This is a genomic window from Thauera sp. K11, from assembly GCF_002354895.1.
Lineage (GTDB): Bacteria > Pseudomonadota > Gammaproteobacteria > Burkholderiales > Rhodocyclaceae > Thauera > Thauera sinica.
Window position 1 is genome coordinate 1,878,747 of record NZ_CP023439.1, and the last position, 19,763, is coordinate 1,898,509.

At 64.2% G+C, this 19,763-nt stretch carries 16 protein-coding genes; all 16 read left to right on the forward strand.

Annotated features, from left to right (window positions below):
- The first annotated feature begins 130 nt into the window (after positions 1-130).
- The 16 genes from CCZ27_RS08195 (at position 131) to CCZ27_RS23445 (ending at position 19,750) form a co-directional block, all read left to right on the forward strand.
- Positions 131-1,981 carry a hypothetical protein gene (locus tag CCZ27_RS08195; RefSeq protein WP_157748499.1) on the forward strand — a complete coding sequence of 617 codons (1,851 nt, stop codon included), beginning with the start codon at positions 131-133 and terminating at the stop codon, positions 1,979-1,981.
- A gap of 11 nt (positions 1,982-1,992) precedes the next feature.
- Positions 1,993-2,598 (forward strand): DUF3304 domain-containing protein, encoded by a 606-nt coding sequence (locus CCZ27_RS08200; protein WP_157748500.1) that lies wholly within the window; start codon positions 1,993-1,995, stop codon positions 2,596-2,598.
- Positions 2,599-2,610: 12 nt separating this feature from the next.
- Complete coding sequence (locus CCZ27_RS08205; protein WP_096447207.1) at positions 2,611-3,216, forward strand: DUF3304 domain-containing protein; 606 nt, start codon at positions 2,611-2,613, stop codon at positions 3,214-3,216.
- A 12-nt stretch (positions 3,217-3,228) separates the two neighbouring features.
- Positions 3,229-3,825, forward strand: coding sequence for a DUF3304 domain-containing protein (locus CCZ27_RS08210; RefSeq protein ID WP_096447209.1), 597 nt, complete (start codon positions 3,229-3,231; stop codon positions 3,823-3,825).
- A 12-nt stretch (positions 3,826-3,837) separates the two neighbouring features.
- On the forward strand, positions 3,838-5,883 hold the full coding sequence (locus CCZ27_RS08215) for a T6SS phospholipase effector Tle1-like catalytic domain-containing protein (RefSeq protein WP_096447211.1): 2,046 nt from the start codon (positions 3,838-3,840) through the stop codon (positions 5,881-5,883).
- A 94-nt stretch (positions 5,884-5,977) separates the two neighbouring features.
- Complete coding sequence (locus tag CCZ27_RS08220) at positions 5,978-6,256, forward strand: PAAR domain-containing protein (RefSeq protein ID WP_096447213.1); 279 nt, start codon at positions 5,978-5,980, stop codon at positions 6,254-6,256.
- A complete protein-coding gene (tssL, locus tag CCZ27_RS08225) occupies positions 6,211-7,665 on the forward strand; it encodes a type VI secretion system protein TssL, long form (protein ID WP_096447215.1) in 1,455 nt (484 codons plus the stop codon). Before CCZ27_RS08220 ends, tssL begins: the two co-directional genes overlap by 46 nt.
- 25 nt (positions 7,666-7,690) lie before the next feature.
- Positions 7,691-11,518: a type VI secretion system membrane subunit TssM gene (tssM, locus tag CCZ27_RS08230; RefSeq protein WP_198363295.1), complete on the forward strand. Its 3,828-nt coding sequence runs from the start codon at positions 7,691-7,693 to the stop codon at positions 11,516-11,518.
- Positions 11,515-12,363 carry a TagF domain-containing protein gene (locus CCZ27_RS08235; protein WP_096447217.1) on the forward strand — a complete coding sequence of 283 codons (849 nt, stop codon included), beginning with the start codon at positions 11,515-11,517 and terminating at the stop codon, positions 12,361-12,363. The genes tssM and CCZ27_RS08235 overlap by 4 nt, the downstream gene beginning before the upstream one ends.
- On the forward strand, positions 12,360-13,277 hold the full coding sequence (locus CCZ27_RS08240; RefSeq protein ID WP_096447219.1) for a TagK domain-containing protein: 918 nt from the start codon (positions 12,360-12,362) through the stop codon (positions 13,275-13,277). The genes CCZ27_RS08235 and CCZ27_RS08240 overlap by 4 nt, the downstream gene beginning before the upstream one ends.
- Positions 13,261-13,776, forward strand: coding sequence for a type VI secretion system baseplate subunit TssE (gene tssE / locus CCZ27_RS08245; RefSeq protein WP_096447221.1), 516 nt, complete (start codon positions 13,261-13,263; stop codon positions 13,774-13,776). The genes CCZ27_RS08240 and tssE overlap by 17 nt, the downstream gene beginning before the upstream one ends.
- A gap of 5 nt (positions 13,777-13,781) precedes the next feature.
- A complete protein-coding gene (tssF, locus tag CCZ27_RS08250) occupies positions 13,782-15,662 on the forward strand; it encodes a type VI secretion system baseplate subunit TssF (protein ID WP_096447223.1) in 1,881 nt (626 codons plus the stop codon).
- Positions 15,659-16,678: a type VI secretion system baseplate subunit TssG gene (tssG, locus tag CCZ27_RS08255; RefSeq protein WP_096447225.1), complete on the forward strand. Its 1,020-nt coding sequence runs from the start codon at positions 15,659-15,661 to the stop codon at positions 16,676-16,678. Before tssF ends, tssG begins: the two co-directional genes overlap by 4 nt.
- Positions 16,675-17,790 carry a type VI secretion system protein TssA gene (locus tag CCZ27_RS08260; RefSeq protein WP_096447227.1) on the forward strand — a complete coding sequence of 372 codons (1,116 nt, stop codon included), beginning with the start codon at positions 16,675-16,677 and terminating at the stop codon, positions 17,788-17,790. Before tssG ends, CCZ27_RS08260 begins: the two co-directional genes overlap by 4 nt.
- 66 nt (positions 17,791-17,856) lie before the next feature.
- Positions 17,857-18,447 (forward strand): hypothetical protein, encoded by a 591-nt coding sequence (locus CCZ27_RS08265; RefSeq protein ID WP_096447229.1) that lies wholly within the window; start codon positions 17,857-17,859, stop codon positions 18,445-18,447.
- A gap of 526 nt (positions 18,448-18,973) precedes the next feature.
- Positions 18,974-19,750: a hypothetical protein gene (locus CCZ27_RS23445; protein ID WP_157748501.1), complete on the forward strand. Its 777-nt coding sequence runs from the start codon at positions 18,974-18,976 to the stop codon at positions 19,748-19,750.
- Positions 19,751-19,763: the final 13 nt, after the last annotated feature.

Sequence of the window (19,763 nt, forward strand, 5' to 3'; positions counted from 1 at the left end):
AGCTCGCCCCTTCAATAATCAATTTAATATTTATTGATCGATGAAAATAATAAAATTGCGCAGATACTGGTATTTGATTTGGGCTGTGCCAATTTCTTTTGTAATGGCTCTTCCGTTTACGAAACCGGGCTTGTTCTTGCAACTGCTGGATCGGGGGCAGGCGGTCTTTTTTCCCGATATCGCGCAGCGGCCCAAACCGCCCGTGCCTCGCGTGATCCACAGCAGCCAGATGCTCAAGGTTGTAAAGCGGCGGAATCCCGATGCCACGCCCTATAGCGGCGAATGGTTTGTCTTTGACATCGATATCCGGGGGGAAAGGCTGACCTCGACGCAATATTCCGAACTGCTGACAGTAAGTGATGCCGGAGACGAGAAAGAGCCGCAAACCATCAGCGAAGTCTACCGTTTGGGCGAGGAGTCCGTGCTGATCGAAAGCCATGGGAATGGAAAGGTCAATTTCGTCCGCCTCGATGCCAGCAGCGGTCGCCCCGAGGTCGAGAGGGTCATTACGAATGGGCCCGGGCACCAGACCATGGTCCTGAACACCGCTCTCCCTGGTTGGTTGTGGTTGAAGACAGACGGCGAACGATCCACGCTGCTGCGCCCGGAACCCTTTGCCATCTACCCGGTGGGCGAGGGCGATGTCGTCGACGTGGAAAACGGCGTTGCATATCTGGTGGTGCGGCCGACGGAGAAGGAAGCCGATTATCGGCTTCGGGCGGTGAGTCTGGCCAACAACGGCCAGGATTCGACCGAACTCGCGTTGGGCACCCGTTGTTTCGCCATTCCGAAGTTCGAGGAGCGATGGGCCGTCAAGGACGATCAAAAGGCTTTGCCGGAGAGCAAGAACATGGTGCCATTCCCCAAAACGTCGGAATGGCGCCGGCGGAATCTGGCGTTGAGCAGCGGCCCCGCATCCGAACTCAAACTGCGCCCCGATCATCTGATTGCCGTCCCTTCAAGAGTCGGCCTGGACATCGTTGAGGGTTATCGAGAACTCCGCCTTACGGCATCGACCGTTCTAGATAAGAATGCGGAACCGTCCTATCGAGAGGAAGAAAGGGACGTCGTTCTTCTGTCCCCGCCCGACTGCGAACACGAAAACCCGCAGGGGATGCGCCGATATAGCGAAGTGGGGCCGAGCAGCCTGCAACCTATCAACGTCGCCCAATTCTGCCTTGAGTCGCACGACGTGGACCTGCAGGATAAGCGGCAGCGCTGCGGTACGCCGATCCGCCGCAAGATCAACCCGGGCAGCACCTTGCACGTCCAGGAGATCCGTATCGACTATCGCCGGAGCCCGGCTTCATTGCCGGTCGAGGTGACGGCCTACGACGTTCAGGGGGAGTTGTCGCCTGATAACAAGGCTGACCCAGCCTCGGCTGTCAGGATTTTCCATTCAATACGGCAAATAATCCCGATCGGCAAGGACGATTTCCTTGCCACGGTCAGCATGGCTGACAGCGTCATTGCCAGCTTGTACCGGATATTCGAGCGTCACGGCCGGATCAATCTTGTCGATCTCCGAGGTACCGTCCATCCGGATTTTTTTCCGGACAGGAGCGCCGACGGGCGATGGCTCTACATTCGGTCGGCAGGGTTGCTGTTTGACCTGTCCAGCGATGCTCCCGATCTGGATGTGCAGTCGGCAGGCCCCGACTTGGTGGACATCCAAGCATCCGGGCAACTTTATTGGGATCGCGGTAGCTATGCCAGATCGTCGAGAACCATCAGATGGCTGCCGACGGAAGGGAACGCAGCGATCGTAAGGATTGACTGCCTCAACGGAGAGTGGGAGCAATTCGAACCGCCAAGGGATGTCACGCTCGCGCAATTTCGAGCCTGGTTCGATCGCAATTTCGAGATAGTGAATGGCGAGAAAGCCACTATTTCCGTGCGTCCCAAGAGTGACTTGCCACTGAGAGCACGCGGATGCCTCGTTCCGCTGGCCGCAGGTCGCCCCATCTCCTCGCTCGCTTGAACAATCCCGCAATGACCGATTACATCGCCGTTCCTGCCCGAAATGCCGACCCGACTGCCCTGCGCGAATTGTTGGCCGGCGGTTCGCCGCTGCGAAGCCAAATATTTGCGTTCCTTCTCGCCTCCCTTGCCGTGCCCGGGCTCACAGGATGCGTCGGGAAGAGCGCCGAGAAGACCGTGGCGCTTTCCATCCTGACATACAACCATTCCGACATCGGCTACGACAACGTTTTCGTGAATGGGGAAATGGCCCCTTGGGGATACCCAATTGGTCCCGGCGGGAAATTCTCTGGTGGTGGAAAGACCACCTGCTGCATCGTCCTTCCCGCCAAGTGGCGGCCCGGCCTCAAAGCCCGTATCTATTGGGAGTACTACCGGATGGAAGACGACCTCCGCTGGACCCCGCCCGCCCAGATGGCCGATGTCGAGATCCCCGAATACAAGCCGGACCCCGAAACAGGGACCATCGGCCGATTCTTCATTCATTTCTACCCCAACCATCAGGTTCGGGCGATGGTCAGCGTCGTAGATCCCGGCTATCCGGATACACCGGGCTCACCCGATCCTGATCTCGCCCCTGCCGCCACGGGCCGTCCCGTCCCTCCTGCTTCGGAATAAGGAGGTAATCCCATGATCGATTACATCGCTGCCTCGGCCCAAACTGCCAACCCGGCTGCGCTGCGCAAATTGTTGGGCGGCGGTTCGCCGTTGCGCAGCCAAATATTTACGTTCCTTCTCGCCTCCCTTGCCGTGCCCGGGCTCACAGGATGCGTCGGGAAGAGCGCCGAGAAGACCGTGGCACTTTCCATCCTGACATACAACCATGCCGACATCGGCTACTACAACGTTTTCGTGAATGGGGAAATGGCACCTTGGGGATATCCGGTTCGTCCCGGCGGGAAATTCTCCGGTGGCGGAGGAACCACTTGCTGCATCGTCCTTCCCGCCAAGTGGCGACCCGGCCTCAAGGCCCGTATCTATTGGGAGTACTACCGGATGGACGACGATCTCCGGCCGACCCCGCCCGCCCAGATGGCCGATGTCGAGATCCCCGAATACAAGCCGGACCCCGAAACAGGGGCCATCGGCCGATTCTTTATTCATTTCTACCCCAACTATCAGGTTCGGGCGATGGTCAGCGTCGTAGATCCCGGCTATCCGGACACACCAGGCTCACCCGATCCCGACCTCGCCCCGGCCGCCACGGGCCGTCCTGTCCCGCCCGCTTCGGAATAAGGAGGCAATCCCATGATCGATTACATCGCCGCCCCGGCCCACACTGCCAACCCGGCTGCGCTGCGCAAGTTGTTGGCTGGCGGTTCATCGCTGCGGAGCCAAGTATTTGCGTTCCTTCTCGCCTCCGTTGCCGTGCTCGGGCTTACAGGATGCGTCGGGAAGAGCGCCGAGAAGACCGTGGCGCTTTCCATCCTGACATACAACCATTCCGACATCGGCTACTACAACGTTTTCGTGAATGGGGAAATGGCACCTTGGGGATATCCGGTTCGTCCCGGCGGGAAATTCTCCGGTGGCGGAGGAACCACTTGCTGCATCGTCCTTCCCGCCAAGTGGCGGCCCGGCCTCAAGGCCCGTATCTATTGGGAATACTCCCGGATAGGCGACGACCCCCGGCCGACCCCGCCCGCCCAGATGGCCGATGTCGAGATCCCCGAATACAAGCCGGACCCCGAAACAGGGGCCATCGGCCGATTCTTCATTCATTTCTACCCTAACTATCAGGTTCGGGTTGTAGTGCATCGAATTGAACCTGGTTATCCAGGCTCACCCGACCCCGACCTCGCCCCGGCCGCCACGGGCCGTCCTGTCCCGCCCGCTTCGGAATAAGGAGGTAATCCCATGATCGATTACGTCGCCGCTCCGGCCCGAAATGCCGACCCGACTGCCCTGCGCGAATTGTTGGCTGGCGGTTCATCGCTGCGCAACATCCTGAAACGCCATGAGGCCCGGGTCTGCGACGCCGACACTGGTTTGGGTTGTACGGGGCAGATCCACATCGGCGTGTTCTTCGACGGCACGGGGAACAACAAGAAACTGGACTACGGCGACAACGCGAAGCCCTTACCCAAGGAGCAGTGGAAGCACAGCAACGTGGCCAGGCTGTTCAACGCTTGGCCGGAGCCGGACCCCATTCAGGGTCAGCCGACCAGTGGTTTGTACAAGTACTACATCCCCGGTGTCGGCACGCCCTTTCCATCGATCGGCGATACCGGGGCGGGGTTCGAGGGGAAGGCGGGTTCGATGTTCGCGTGGAACGGGGAAGCCCGCATCCTGTGGGGGCTGATCCAGGTCATCAATGCGCTCCATCACTACTACTATCGAAAGGACCTGATCGACGCCGGTAATGGTGAAAGCCTCTGCCCGGCCGGGCGTCTGGCATGCGACTTGGCGGACACCATGGTGCATCACGCGGAGGAGCGCCGCAGCGAATTCCGCGACAAGCACCTTCCCAGGCTCCGCGGCGAAATCAAGCGGGCGGTGGAAAATGGCAACAAGCCCCGCCTGGTCCGGATCAACCTGTCCGTTTTCGGTTTCTCCCGCGGCGCGGCCGAGGCGAGGGCGTTCGTCAACTGGCTGTACGAATTGTGCGATCCGCAAGGCGGCGGCTGGGCCCTGGCCGGCATTCCCCTGGAAACCCAGTTCATGGGGCTGTTCGACACCGTCGCCTCGGTGGGTCTGGCGGCTATGTGGGACGTTCTCGAAGGCCGCCAGTCCTGGGCGGACGACAACCTCCAGGTGCATCCGGCGGTCCGGCGCTGCGTCCATCTGGTGGCGGCCCACGAGCAGCGGGCCTGCTTTCCGCTCGATTCCGTGCGGGTGGATGAACGCTACCCCGCCAATTGCGTGGAGTACGTCTACCCCGGCGCCCATTCCGACGTGGGCGGCGGCTATCGCCGGACGGCGCAAGGCAAGTCGGACGACTTCGCCCGCATCCCGGGCTATGCCATGTACTGCGAGGCGCTGGAGGCGGGGGTGCCGCTGCTGCCCCTCGACCAGATGCCCGCACCGGCTCGAGAAGGTCTCATCGTCCCCGGCGGCGAGAACGGTGCCGTCTTCCGCGCATTCGAGCGCTACATGGCGGGCGTCGGGCTGACGGGGGGCAGGCTGGAGAATCTGGTTCGCCCCCACCTTCAACATTACCTGACCTGGCGCGTGCGCCTGGGGCTGTCCCGCTATGCGCAGCAGGCTTTCGTGGAAAGATCGGCGGAACCCGAGAAGTCCGAACTCAAGAACACCCAGAAATCGCTCCTGCTGATCCTGGCCGGGGTCAGCGACCAGTTGCAGGAGCGCATCAACAAGCCAACGGACGACCGCCTGCATTTGAAGCCGCTGGACCACCCCTACCTGCCGGGGCGCTTCGAGACGCTGGTCGGGCTCAAGTCAGTTCCCGCTCTCATCGATCTATCCGTTCGCACATACGACTGGCGCAAGTCGATTTTGTCCAGTTCCGGCAATACGGAGGAAATCGAGCGCAAAAGCAGCTTCATCGTTACCAAGCTGAGCCAATGGCGTTATTCCCTGAGAACGAAATCGGCACGCGATCCGGCATATCCCGAATTGAGGGACGCTGCGGCACCCGATCGCGATGTGCTCAATCTCGTCGAATCCATTCTGCCGAACGACCAGAAGATTCCCGATGCCGTCAGCGAATTTCTGGCGGGGTACGTGCACGATTCAATGGCCGGGTTCGCGGTGGATGAGTTCCTGATCAACGGTATCGGCATGGCGAAGTTCCGGCGAACCTATTTCGGCAATCGAGGGGATCGAATTGCTTCAGACAATTATGCCGAACACAACAGGGCTGGAATGAAACGCTTCGAGGCCGAGCGGAAGAATCTTCGGCAGTGGGATCTCGAAGCGGCCGAATTCGCCCGGACACGTTAGCCGAAACGAATGAATCCAAGAGGCCGGAAATTGGCCGAATGCGGCGGCGGCGCACATCCAAACGCACCCAACGCAGTTTTTACTGGAGGACATCATGAGCAGAACAGTCATCGTCGTCGGCGACATGACGACCCATGGCGGCAAGGTCATCAGCGGATCGCCCACGGACAGTCTGGACGGCAGAGCCATCGCCCGCCAGGGGGACCTGGTCGATTGTCCGCAGCGCTACCCCGGCGGCAGGCCGCACGGCGTAAACAAGATCATCGAAGGCGATCCGGACTGGACGCTGGATGGCATTCCCGTCGCCCTGTCGGGCCACGAGACGGAATGCGGCTGCGCCTTGATCGGCAGCCGCCCGGACAGCGTGGGGTAAGGGTGCAGGGAACACGCAGGACGGCAAACAATAATCAACGAGGTTGGAACATGGCTGAAGGCGAAGTGCCATCTATTGAGAAAGAGGAAAACCCACCCGGATCGCGAACGATCCAGGAGGCAGCCCCTTCGACTGATCGGGAAGGCGGGGAAGGCGATCGAGCCGCTCCCAAGCGTAGCGAGATACCCGCAGACGACCGCGGCCGATCCCCTGCGGAGCCGGTCGTCGATCCGGAGCCGGATGTCGAAGAGAGGCTGGGATACATCTTGTCGGCCCGGAATCCTCTGCTGCAGGCATCCATTCCACTCCTGCGCATGCTGGCGGAAATGCCGGACAAGTTGCCCGCTGGCCATGAAGCGCTGGCCGTCTTCCGGAAACTGCTGGAACAGGAGGTCATGACGTTCCAGAACCTGTGCGACAAGGCCAATCTGCGCCGCGAGCATGTGATCACCGCGCGCTATTGCCTGTGCACGGCCCTGGACGAAGCGGCCAGCAGCACGGAGTGGGGCGCTTCGGGCGTATGGGCGGAATACAGTCTTGCCCAGCGTTTTCACCAGGATGTGGAAGGCGGGTGCAAGTTTTTTCTGCTGGCCGGCCGATTGGCCGCGCAGCCGCAGGAACACATCGATCTGCTGGAGGTGATGTACCGCATCCTCGGCATGGGCTTCGAGGGGCAGTACGCCACCGAATCCGACGGCGCCCGCAAACTGGAAGCGGTGCGCCACCATCTCTACACCATCCTTCATGCGGCCCAAGGGCCGGTCGATCCGGCGTTGTCGCCACACTTGTGGGCCAAGGCGGACAGGCTGTTCAAGCCCTTGTACAGCATCCCGGTGTGGGTGACGGCCAGCGTGCTCGGATTGGTCGTGCTCGTGTTCTTTGCCTGGCACAAGTACTGGCTGGTGCAGGAGACCAACCGGGTGGTGGCCCAGATCGAGGCCATCGCCAAGATGGCGGCACCGTCGGCCGCGCCGCCCGCAGCGCGCCTGCGGCTTGCCGAACTGCTCCGGGACGAGATCGCGGCGGGCAGGGTCACGGTCAAGGACGAGGCGTCCCGCAGCAGCGTGGTGTTCCGCGGCGACGACATGTTCCTGCCGGCGCAGGCGGGGGTATCGCCCAGGATCGTCGCCACCCTCGACCGTCTGGCGGCGGAGATCGCCAAGGTGCCGGGCAGGGTGGTCGTCACCGGCCATTCGGACGGCCAGCCGATCAAGACGCCGGAATTCCCTTCCAACCAAGTGCTGTCGGAAAAGCGGGCCACCGCCGTTGCCGCCCATCTGGCGGGCAAGGGCGTCGACAAGGCGCGGCTGGAAACGCTGGGCAAGGGCGATACCGAACCGCTGGCGGACAACGCGACGCCCGCGGGCCGCGCCCGCAACCGCCGGGTGGAAGTGGTGGTGGCCCAGTGACGATCAGGAACGAGCGAGCATCGACGTGAAAAAAATAATCGGCTTCTTCACTTCCACCTATTTCCTGGCCGTATTCGGGTTGCTGGTGGTGGGCTTGTCCATCTGGTTCGTGGGCCCCTTGCTGGCTTTCGACACCCTGCGCCCGTTGGCCTCGGTGGGCATGCGGGTGACGGTGATCGTCCTGCTGCTCTGCCTGGCGGTGCTGGTCCTGAAACGGCTGCCGGTGACGGCGCTCGGGCTGGTGGCCCTGAGCATTCTGGTCTGGCATGGCGGTCCGCTGTTCAAGGTCGATGGCACCGCGCCGCTGGCGAGCGAATTGGCCCGCATCCTGGCGATCTGCGTGCTGGTCGTGCCGTATCTGGTGTGGGGTTTGATCAATCTCGGCAGGACGATTCAGCGGCACCCCGACTGGTTCAGGAAGATGTTCGGCATCGCTCCGAACCACGCCGACAAGACGCTGGCGGAAACGGAAATCAAGGCGCTCGGCGGCATCGTCGATCAGGCCCTGGCTCGCCTGAAGCAGATGCGGACCAGCGCCCGCGGGCTCGCCCGGCTTCTGGAAGGCCGGCGCTACCTCCATGAGCTGCCGTGGTACATGATCATCGGCAACCCCGGCGCGGGCAAGACGAGCGCCCTGCTCAATGCCGGCCTGAAGCTGCCGCTGCCCGAGCAGATGGACCGGGCCAGCCAGGGGCGGGAGCCGGCCGGCACCCAGCATTGCGTGTGGTGGCTGACCAACGAGGCGGTGCTGATCGATACGGCCGGCCACTATGCGCACCACGAAAGCTGCGGCGACGCGGCGAAGAGCCGCGCCGAGTGGGCGGGATTCCTCGGGCTGCTGCGCAAGCATCGGCCGCGCGCGCCGGTCAACGGGGCGATCGTCGCCATCAATATCGCCGAGTTCCTTGGGAAGACGGCCGCCGAACGCGCCAAGCTGGCGGCCGATATGCGCGGCCGCGTGATGGACCTGCGCGAATCCCTGGGCATCCGCTTTCCGGTGTATGTGGTCTTCACCAAGATGGACCTGATGGCGGGGTTCGAAGCGTACTTTTCCACGCTGACCGCCGAGGGACGTGGCCAGCCCTGGGGGTTTGCGCTGCCCTACGGGAAAGAGGCCACCGGCCCGGGAGAAAGCGGTCTCAAGGCATGGTGCGCGGAAGCCCTGGAGGCCCTGGCCCTGCGCCTGGATGCCGGGCTGACCACCCGCCTGCGGGACGAATTCGATCCCGAGCGGCGCAGGCAATTGTCGCTGTTGCCCCAGGAGTTCGAGGCGCTGATCGAGCCTCTGTCGGAAATCCTCGAGGCCATTTTCCGGGACTCCCGCTACGACGGCACACAGGCATCGTCGACCTTGCGCGGCGTGTATTTCACCAGCGCCGCGCAGGCGCCGGCCAGCCTGATCGCCAACCCGGCAACCTTGTGGCAACGCTTGTCCCGGGCCTTTGCCGGCAAGCGCCCCGAAGAGCAGAACGCGCTCGCCGGGCTGGCGGCGGCGGTCGGCAATCGCAGCTATTTCCTCCACGACCTGTTCCACAGGCTGATCTTTCGCGAAGCGCATCTGGTGCGGCCGAACCTGCGCTGGGAAACCCGCTTCCGCCTGCTGCGCCTGGCGGGGCACGCCCTGGCGATATTGCTGTGCGCGTGGCTGCTGTCCGGCATCTGGGTGAGCAGCCGCAACAACGCGGGCTACCTGGCGCAGGCCGCGGACAACGCCCAGACCCTGAGCACCCGCATGGAACAGTACGTCGCACGTCCGGACAACGCCCGCGTGCCGCGCATCCTGTCCGACGTCCAGAACGTGCCCGCGTCCCCGGGGCTGGATCTGGTGTCCCCGGCCACCTCGTGGCGCTTCGGCCTCTATACGCCGACGGCGATCCTCGAAGCGAGCAGCGCCGCCTATGCCGCGCTGGAGGATCGCCTGCTGCTCCCTTTTGTGGTGCGGCGGATGGAAACTGCGCTGGCCGAGACCATCCGCCGGGGAGATGAAGCCCGGGCCTACGAGACGTTGCGGGCGTACTTGCTGCTCAACGACAAGGACCGGTACGTCGCCCGCGATGTGGCGGCATGGACGCGCCGGGATTGGGAGGCGGGCCGCGGCGGCGAGACCTTCGATGGAAACCCCGAGGTTCTGCGCCATATCCAGGCGCTGTTGAACGGCAGCCGGGTGGTGCAGTCGCCGCTGGCACGCAACGAGGCGCTGATCCGCGAGGCGCGGGCCTATCTGGAAAGCAAGCCCTCGACGACCCGTGTGTACGAACGCCTGAAGAACCGCATGGCGGCGGATGCGCCGGAGGATTTCACCTTGCTGCTGGCGGTCGGCCCGCAGGCGGGGACGATCTTCTCGCTCAAGAGCGGGGCGTCCCTGGACCGCGGCATCGGGGGGATGTTCACCTATGCCGGGTATCACGAACTGTTCAACAAGCGCCTGCCGGAATTGCTGCAATTCGTCCATGAGGACGACACCTGGGTCATGGGCCGGCGGGTCGCCACCTTCCAGACGAGCGCCGCCGAAGCCGCGTCGGCGTTCGCCGGCGACAGCCCGCTGGCCGACGAAATCCGCCGCCTGTATCTGGTCGAGTACGCCAGCCAGTGGGAAGCGTTCCTTGGCGATATCCAGACCATCCGTGGCGAAACCCGGGCTTTCGATCTGCAGGTCCTGCGCACCCTGGCGGCACCGGATTCGCCGCTGACGCGACTGGTGAAGGCGGCCGTCCGGGAAACCACCTTGTCGCGCCGGATCGCGGCGGAGAAGTCCCTGCTCGAAAGGGCGCAGGAGGAACTCGACAGGAAAGCCGGCGCGGCGGCAGGCAGTCTCGGCATTCGCAGCGAGGTCCGGCTGGAGCGCAAATTGGTGGACAGCCGATTCGCCGCCCTGCGGGAGATCGTCACCGGCGAAGCCGATGCCGGCGCCGACGAACCTTCGGCGGGGCAGAAGGGTGGCCTCGAAGCCGTCAATTCGCTGATCAACGATTACTACACGCAACTGGTCGTCGCCGACAACACGCTGCTGGCCAACGGGATTCCGCTGGCCAGCGACGCGGGCGCCCGGCTGCGCCAGGAGGCGGCGAAGCTGCCCGCGCCGTTCAGGGGCGTGCTGTACGACCTGGTGACCGAGGGCAATCGGAAGATCAATGCCGGGGTCGGAGAAATCCTGATTTCCCAGGCGGAGGTTTCGCTGGGCGAATACTGCCGCAAGGCGATCGAAGGCAAGTTTCCGTTCGCGGCGAGCGAGCAGGATGTGGATGCGGATGACTTCTCGCGGCTCTTTTCCGCGGGCGGCTTGATGGACGCGTTCTTCGAGAAAAACCTGAAGGCTTACGTCGACACGACCACCACGCCCTGGCGCTACAAGCAGGATGCGCCCGGCATGCCGCCGGTGGCCGGCCCGCCGCTGGATGCCTTTGCCCGGGCGCAGGTCATCCGGGATGCCTTCTTCCGCGAGCCGGGCGGAAAGCGCATGGCCTGGAAAGCCGATATCCGCATTGCCGAAATGGACCCGATGATCACGGCGCTGACCCTGGACATCGATGGGCAGGTGCAGCGCTACGCGCATGGCCCGGTGGCACCGTGGAACGTATTCTGGCCCGGCCCGAAAGGCGGTGCGCAGGCCGGGATCACCGCCGATCCGCGCATCCGGTACGACACGTCGTCGCTGACGGCGCAGGGGCCGTGGGCCTTGTTCCGCCTGCTGGAAATGGGGGCGGTGCAGGCCACCGCCAATGCCGGCCGGATCAATGTCGATTACGACCTGGACGGGCGCCGGGTCCGGCTCGACGTGCTGGGCGCCAGCCATGGCAATCCGCTGACCGCCGATCTGCTGCGCGGCTTCAAGTGCCCTGGGCGGTCGATATGATCCGCCGGTTCTTCCGCCGCTACCTTGCGGCCCCGCTGCCTGCGCCGTCGGTGTGGGGAAAGCTGCCGGCCTTGGGCGACTACGTCAGCCGGCATGCCAGCCCGGCCGACATCGCGGCCTGGCAGCGGTGGTTCGAGGTCTATCCGCTCGACCGCCTGTCCGAGTCTGCGATCGATCTGGACGAGGCCCCGCCCGCCAGGGCAGCCGCGTCCGACCGCTGGCTGTCGACCGAGCCGGTGGCGGTGCCGGGTCGGGAACATCCCTTGCCGTGGTGCTTCATCCTGCCGCCCGACGCACTGCCGCAGGCACCCCGCCTGCCGGCCGGACTGCCGGTCATCGGCGTGATGGCCCGCTCCTGCGACCGGGTGGGGCGGCTGCATCCGCTCGTCGTCTGGCAGAGCGTGCAGCCGCGCTGGCTGGTCGATCACCGGCAGACGCAGGAATGGCTGTTCTGGCTGTCGAGTTATCTGGTCTGCCACACCTTGCCGTATTCGACGCCCGAGGCGTTCAACCCGGTGCCGTTTCTCGACCTGCTGGATGCGCTGTGGCACACGGCCTCTCCCGGCCCGGCCGCCCGCCTGGGGCTGGCGCCGAAGCCCTTGCCCGACGGCGAGCTGACACGCCTGATCGCCGAGGCGAAGCCGGCGGGCCTGTTCCGGGCCAAGCGCAATCCCGCTGACGATCTCGCCGGGGTTCGTCACCTGCCCTGGGCAGACTGGCCGCTGGCGGCCATACGGCCCATGGGTTTCGGCCAGCGCCGTGCTTATTTCTGGCAGCACGCGGCAAACGGCGAATACGTCGGACTGGCGGCGCCGCAGGTCGGCTGGCGGGGGGAGCGTCCATGAGCTTCCCGATCCGTTTGCGCGTGGTCCGTCAGGCCGGGCTGGGCGTCGACCAGGTGGTCGGCTGCGCCCCGGCGCGGCCCGGCGCGCGCCTGGCGCTGCCGGGGTTCGGCGGGGAGACGGCCGTCTCCGTCATCGAATGGGATGAGGGGGCGTGGCGCCTGCATCACCGATGCGACGGCCTGTGCTTCTACCTGAACGAACAGACGCTGCATCCGGGCGCCTCGGTGCCTGTGGCCTGCGGCGACATCCTGGAAGCGGGCCTGCGGCGCTATGTCGTCGAGCAGGCCGACGCGGCCGACCTTACCTGCGCAGAGACGGGTTCTTCGGAGCCGTCATGGGCATCGGACGGGATGCTGCTGCCGGGCGCCGATCCGTTCGACATCGTTCCGGCCCCTTTCGACCCGGATTCGCCGACAGGGCCGGAAAGGCATGCCCCGCCTGACGACGGCGTGAATGATCCGGGCAGCGGCGTGCTGGCGCATCTGAATCGCGCGTACTTCCGGGCGCTTTACGACCCCGAGGCGGGCAGCGCGCCCCTGGTGCCGCAGCAGCGCGTTCAGCTTGCCCACACGGGCGATGTCGTGCGGGACGACGCGGCATTGACGCTGGAGGAGTTCACGGTCGGCGTCATGGACATCGACATGGCCATCGCCCGCCTGGGGAGCGATGCGGCGGACGCGCCGTCGGCGGAGCGCGAAGACGTCCTGTGGCTGTTCGCGCCATCGGGCGCACTGCCGCCAGCCCGGCTCGCGCTGCCGCCGCTCACCCGGCACGATCACCACGTCATGGGCATCGACAGCGCCCAGGCGTTCGACCGCGGCACGGCGATCGCCCAGCCGGACGAACAGGCCGGCATCGGCGCCTTCGGACCGGGCCGGAAGACAGGGATGAGCGACGATGCGCCGACCCGATGACGATTCTCCGCGCCGCCCGCAGGCGCATCTGCTGCCGACGCTGCTCGATCGCCTGGTCGACGAAGAGCCCGCCAAGCAAAGCGAAGCGCCCGAGCGCTATGCCGTCAGCCAGAAGCGCATGCGCGAGATCGTGCAGCGCGACCTTTCGTGGCTGCTGAATGCGACCAGCCTGGAGGATGAGCTGGATCGTGGCCGCCATCCGGCGGCGGCGTCTTCGGTCGTCAATTACGGCGTGCCGCCCTTTGCCGGGAAGTTCATGACCGAACGCAACTGGAGCGACATCGAAAAAATCATTCGCGGCGCGATCAGGGATTTCGAGCCGCGCCTGATTCCCGAGTCCGTGCAGGTGGTCCCGCTGGTGGAGGCCGGCGGCGACCATCACTACAACGTCCTGCTGTTCGAAATCCGGGGGCTGATCCACATGCAGCCCTATCCCGCCGAATTCATGGTGCAAAGCGCCCTGGATCTGGAAACCAGCCGCCTCGACTTCAGGCTCTGACCCTCATGGACCCCCGACTTCTCGATTATTACAACCAGGAACTGACCTTCATGCGCGAGATGGCGGGCGATTTCGCCCGCCAGCACCCGAAGATCGCGCGCCGTCTGGGCATGCAGGGTATCGAGGTGGCCGATCCCTATGTCGAACGGCTGATCGAGGCGTTCTGCCTGCTGTCGGCGCGCACGCAGATCAAGCTGGATGCGGAGTTTCCCCGTTTCACGCAACGGCTGCTCGAAGTCATCTACCCCAATTACGTCGCGCCCACGCCTTCCATGGCGGTGGCGCAACTGCACCCGGCCTTCGACGAGGCCGATTTTTCCCGCGGCTTCGTCCTGCCGCGCGGCAGCGCACTGGGTGCGCGGATCGCGCCCGGCGAACGGACGGCCTGCGAGTTCCGCACTGCGCAGGACGTCACGCTGTGGCCGATCGCGATCACGGAAGCGCGCCTCACCGGAGTGCCGCCGGATATTCCGGCGCTGGAACGCTACGTGCCCCCTCACGCGCAGATCAGGGGCGCCTTGCGCTTGCGCCTGCGCATGCTGGGCAAGGGTGGCTTTTCGGCGATCAAGGGGCTGGATCGGCTGCCGGTCTATCTGGCGGGCGAAGAGCGGATTGCCTCCCATCTTCTGGAACTGATTCACACGGCAAGCCTCGCGACCCTGAGCGGAGAGCCGGGCCGGCTGGGCAAGGAAGCCCACGTGGTGAATCGGAATGCGGTGGGGAAGATCGGCCTCGATCCGGGCGAGAGCTGCCTGCCCCTACAGTGGAACAGCTTCCACGGCCACAACCTGCTGCAGGAATATTTCGCCTGCCCGGCCCGCTTCTTCTTCTTCGCGTTGAACCATCTGGCGCCCGGTTTGAGCCGTATTGCCGGCGACGAGGCGGAAATCGTCGTCCTGCTCGACAAGTTGCCGGGATCGCTGGCCGATCATGTCGATGCGAAGCAGTTCGCGCTGTTCTGCACGCCCATCATCAACCTGTTTCCCAAACACACCGATCGCGTCGAGGTGCAGATCGGGCAGAGCGAATTCCATCTGGTGCCGGATCGCGCCCGCCCCCTCGATTACGAGGTGTTCTCCGTCGCCGAGCTTTACGGCCAGCGGGCGGCCGATACCGAGGAGGTCGTATTCCGCCCCCTTTATCAGACCCTGAACAACGACGAGGGCAATTACGGGCGCTATTTCTCGATCCGGCGGGAGCGCCGCCTGCTCTCCGAGTCGGCGCGCAAATACGGCACGCGGACGCCCTACGTCGGCACGGAGATATTCCTGTCGCTGGTCGATCAGAACGAGGCGCCGTTCCCCGAGGACGTCCGCTATCTGTCGGTACGGGCCTGGGCGACCAATCGCGACCTGCCGATGCTGGTGCCGCGCAATGGCCATGACGACCTGACCGTCCCGGATTCGACGCCGGTGACGGCCTGCGGCCTGCTGCGCCCGCCATCGATTCCGCGGCCGCCGCTGGCCGACGGCGAACTCGCCTGGCGCCTGATCCGCCAGTTGAGCCTGAACTACGTCCCGCTTTCCGACCTGGATGGCCGCCAGGGCGGGCAGGCGCTTCGCGAACTGCTCCGCCTCTTCGTCGGCAGCGACGACAAGGTCCATCTGCAGCAGATCGGCGGGCTGGTCGGTGCCACGACCACGGCGGTCACCCGGCGGCTGCCGGGTAACGGGCCGCTGGTGTACGGACGGGGCATCCGGGTACGGCTGACCGTCGATGAGGGCAATTTCTCGGGCATCAGTCCCTACCTGATGGGCCTGATCCTGGAGCGCTACGTCACGCGCCACGTCTCGGTCAACGTCTTCACCGAGACGGAACTGACGTCGATGCAGCGCGGCACGATCGCGCGCTGGCAACCCCGGCCCGGAACGCGGAGCGCGACATGAACCCCTTCGACGCGCCGATGGCGGAAATCGCCCGCCACGTCCCGCTACCCGACCGGCCGGTCTGGCGCTACGAGTTCTACGGGCTGATGCGGTGGCTGTCCGCCGTCCGGCAGGACAAGCCGCCGGTCGGCGAAGCCCTGCGCCCCCAGCAGGAAACGTTCCGCCTGGGGCAGAAACCGTCGATGGCCTTCGCCCCCAGGGAGATCGCCGATCTGCGCCAGGATGGCGGCCTGCTGCGCATCCGCCTCCATGGTCTCGGCCTGCTCGGCCCCAATGGGGCGATGCCCCTGCAGTTCACCGATTTCATCCGCGACCGCGCGGAGGCGCATCAGGATACGACCCTCGCCGATTTCCTGGATGTCTTCCACCATCGCCATCTCTCGGCGATGTACCGGGCCTGGGCCAACAGCCAGGCGGCAGCCGGCCTGGATCGGCCGCAGGACGAAAGGTTTTCCCGCTACGTGGATCGGCTGGCGGGATGCGAGGCCGGGCAGCCCTCCGTCCTGCCCGGGCATGCCCGCCTGTGCGCCGCGGCGCATCTCGTGCGCGAAGCGCGCAATCCCGCGGGGATGGCGTCGACCCTGTCGAATTTCTTCGGTGTCCCGATCGAGGTCGAGGAGTTCGTGCCGCGCTGGGTCCGGATCAATGACGAGGACGTCACCCTGCTCGGCGCACCGGGGCAGGCGTCGATGCTGGGCGACGGAGCTTTTGCCGGAGAGCACATCCTCGACTGCCAGCACGGCTTCCGGCTGATCATCGGCCCGCTCTCGCTGGAAGACTATCTGAGCTTCACGCCGACCGGCCACAACCTGCCGCTGCTGGTCGAATGGGTGCGGGCCTTCGTCGGATTCGAATTCGCCTGGGAGGCCGAACTGCGCATCGCGCCACGCGCGGCACCCGGTGCGCGGGTCGGCTCCGAAGAGCGGCTGGGCTGGTCCACCTGGCTGGGAGAAGGCGACGCCGAGACGCCGACCACCGGCATGATATTCGACCCCGAAGAGGCCATGACCGCATGAGCAAGAAACCGGCGGCGCCATTGCCGCCAACCCGTGCTGCCCGATATCTGCGCTTTCTGGAATCCGTCTCCGCCACGGCGCCATGCGGTGCCGATCTGGAGTACCACCCCGATCTGATGGTGGTCCAGACCCGCGTCATGCCTCAGGAAGCTGCGCAATACGGGGAGTTCGTCGCACCGCGGGAAGCGGTGAATTGGCATGAAATCGAGACGCTGGTCCTCGCCCTGCTCGAACAGGGCCGCGATATCCGGGCGCTCGTGCTGCTGCTGCGATGCCGCATCCAGATCGCCGGCGCCGAGGGCGCCTGCCAGGGGCTGTGGCTGCTGGCGGAACTGCTGGCGCGCTATCCGGATGACATCCATCCCCGCCGATGCGTCGATGGCGAGACGGACCCTGTCCTGCAGGCCAACGCCCTGGCGCTGCTCGCCGACGTCGTGGAAGACATGCGGGAGATCGTCGTCGACGACGGGACCGCCACCCGCCTGACGCTACGCGATATCGAGCGCGCCCAGGCCATTCCCCGCGCCGGCGATGCGCGCGACATGGAGAGCATCCGGATTCAGTTGGCCGCCCTCCATGCCGGGGGACGGCCCGAGCTGCGTGCGTTGATCGAATGCCGGATCGAGATCGCGCGGATCGAGGCGTGGGCAAGGCGGATGTTGATGGCCGATGCGCCGGATCTGGCACGCCTGACGCGGCTGTTCCAGGTGTTTGCCTGCTTCGCCGCCCCGGATGCCGGCGATGGCGGGGAGGCACCGTCGGGAACGGACGCACCTGCCATGCAGGCAACGACGGCCGATGACGCACCCGGAGCCGATACGCGCGCCGCCGAGCCTGCAGCGCCCCAAGCGTCTGCCGCGCCGCCGCAGATGGCCAAAGCGCCGCCGGATGAATGCGCCGTGGCAACCGGGGGCTTGCCGGGGGCCATTGCCAGCCGCGGCGAGGCGCTGGCTCATGTGCGGGCGGCACGGCAGTGGTTCGAATCGATGGAGCCCAGCAGCCCGGTCGCCGACCTGTTGCGACAGGCCGAACGGCTGACCGGCAGGCGCTATGCGGACATTGCCGATGCGATCCCGCGCGACTTGCTGGCGCGCTGGCGGGAGGACGACTGATGTGCACGCATGGCGGGCCTGCCGTCTTGAACGATATCCGTGGTGATCGTAGGGGTTGGGAAAGTCATGACTGATTCGCGCTGGATCGGCGCGCTGCTGGAACAGGTGGCGCAATTGTTTCCGTTGCTGGGCTCGCTGGCCTACATGCTGTTGGTGACGCGCTGGGCGCACGCCTGCTACAACCGGGTGAACCAGCGCACCCATCCCCCCTCGACCTACGAGGAGCGCAGGGAATATCGCCTCTATTTCCGCCTGGCTTTCTTCAGCGGCCTGTTGTTCGTCGCGATCTCCATCGGCTGGTGGATCGTGGCGCATCGGCAGCCGCAATACGTTTTCCAGGGCACCATCATCGGGCTGGAACCGTCCCAGCAACTGGTTGCGGTGGAGGAAGGTTTCTATCATCGAACCGTCCGGCGCGAGGTCGAAAAGGGCCGTGTCGTAACGGACTATTCGTTCTCGATAGTCCGGAACACCCCTTTCTTCAGCGGGCAGACATTCCTGCTCGGGCTCTATCCCGTGGCCGGCACCGTCGGCAAGGCCCGGCCGACGCCGATCGAGCTTGCCATTGCGTATCGCGGCGTGAGCAACGACCGGCTGACGCTGTGGCGCGATGGCGAGCGTTATCGGCTCGTCCCCGCCGGGGAGGGCAGCCAGTGAATACGCATCGCATCCGATGGCTCGTGCCGGTCCTCTGGATTCCCGCATTTGGATTGGGACAGGCGCAGGCGGCCTGCACCGACGCCGATCGCAAGGATATGCGCTGGGGCGGCATGAGCGATGCCCGGATCACCGGCATTTGCGGTGAGCCTGAATCGGCCACCCCCAAACCCGCCCGATCGCCGAAACGGCCGGCACCCCCGCCGGTACAGAGCAGGCTATGCCAAACGGAAGCCACGCGGTGCGTTCTGGCGGAATCGGATGCGCCGGGCACGAACTGCTGGTGCATCACGCCGTCCGGGCCCAGCAGCGGGGTATTGGTTGTCCGTTGATGCCCTGGATACGGCGGGCGAGTCCGAAGCCAATTGCCGGGTGAACACCCTGACGAGGATCGTGAATTCGGGGGAATCAGGTGATATCGAGAATCTCGGCCTTGATTCCCTTGAAGCGTCCTTCATTCGGTGCTTTGCGCAGCACTGAGTGTCGCCATGTTTGAAACTACTTTACTTGTTGAAAGGTTGAAAGAATGAGAAAAAAAAGATGGATTGTGGTTTTGCTCATGGCATTACTTGGGTTGCCTGGCTGCTCGGGAGGCGGTTTTATTCGCCAAGAGGCCGTTTTCTTGCTCCCATTCTTTCCAATTTATGAGGCCATAGAAAATGCGAAATACGAACGAAAAAAAGAAGAGGAAAGAGGGTATTTGCCGTATCTATTGGCGAGCAAAGGATTATCCAAAAATTCCGACTACGACCAGAGATTGGCGAACTGGTTGGTAAAAAATTTGAGTAGGTGCACAGAGTGCAAAGAGATTCCCCAGGAAAAGATCATTGATACGCTGCAATTTGTCGTGCGGACTTCTGCCTGTCGTGAGTATTTCCAGGGAAAGTGCGTTGAAGGTCTGTATAACGCGACAATTGCATCAGGATATTTAGCTGAGTTCCGGTTGGCAGGATACAAGAAACATCTCCAAGTATCCCAAGGCGACCTGAAAAAGGCTCAGCAGATGAGCGAATCCGCGTTGTCGTATTATTTGGATAGCGTTTTCACTCACGACAAGAAACACCTCTACAACTGGGCACTCGAAATCTACGCGATCAAGCTCGCAACAGAATCGGTGGCGTGGGGAGGCTCCGAATGGTCTGAGGCAGCGTGCGAAAAAGAACTCATAAATAGAAATGATAGTGAGAGTTTGTTTCTGGAACATCCTTTGCGTTTATCCAGAACCGTTGATTTGCCTCGCCTTTGCGCTGAGATAAATGAGATCAGCCAAGACATTATTGCCTCGACAAAAAATGATATTTAAAGACTACCCATCG

Coding starts and splice junctions, on each gene's coding strand:
- CCZ27_RS08200 (WP_157748500.1), top strand. CDS start 1,993: ATGACCGATTACATCGCCGTTCCTGCCCGAAATGCCGACCCGACTGCC.
- CCZ27_RS08205 (WP_096447207.1), top strand. CDS start 2,611: ATGATCGATTACATCGCTGCCTCGGCCCAAACTGCCAACCCGGCTGCG.
- CCZ27_RS08210 (WP_096447209.1), top strand. CDS start 3,229: ATGATCGATTACATCGCCGCCCCGGCCCACACTGCCAACCCGGCTGCG.
- CCZ27_RS08215 (WP_096447211.1), top strand. CDS start 3,838: ATGATCGATTACGTCGCCGCTCCGGCCCGAAATGCCGACCCGACTGCC.
- CCZ27_RS08220 (WP_096447213.1), top strand. CDS start 5,978: ATGAGCAGAACAGTCATCGTCGTCGGCGACATGACGACCCATGGCGGC.
- tssL (WP_096447215.1), top strand. CDS start 6,211: ATGCGGCTGCGCCTTGATCGGCAGCCGCCCGGACAGCGTGGGGTAAGG.
- CCZ27_RS08235 (WP_096447217.1), top strand. CDS start 11,515: ATGATCCGCCGGTTCTTCCGCCGCTACCTTGCGGCCCCGCTGCCTGCG.
- CCZ27_RS08240 (WP_096447219.1), top strand. CDS start 12,360: ATGAGCTTCCCGATCCGTTTGCGCGTGGTCCGTCAGGCCGGGCTGGGC.
- tssE (WP_096447221.1), top strand. CDS start 13,261: ATGCGCCGACCCGATGACGATTCTCCGCGCCGCCCGCAGGCGCATCTG.
- tssF (WP_096447223.1), top strand. CDS start 13,782: ATGGACCCCCGACTTCTCGATTATTACAACCAGGAACTGACCTTCATG.
- tssG (WP_096447225.1), top strand. CDS start 15,659: ATGAACCCCTTCGACGCGCCGATGGCGGAAATCGCCCGCCACGTCCCG.
- CCZ27_RS08260 (WP_096447227.1), top strand. CDS start 16,675: ATGAGCAAGAAACCGGCGGCGCCATTGCCGCCAACCCGTGCTGCCCGA.
- CCZ27_RS08265 (WP_096447229.1), top strand. CDS start 17,857: ATGACTGATTCGCGCTGGATCGGCGCGCTGCTGGAACAGGTGGCGCAA.
- CCZ27_RS23445 (WP_157748501.1), top strand. CDS start 18,974: ATGAGAAAAAAAAGATGGATTGTGGTTTTGCTCATGGCATTACTTGGG.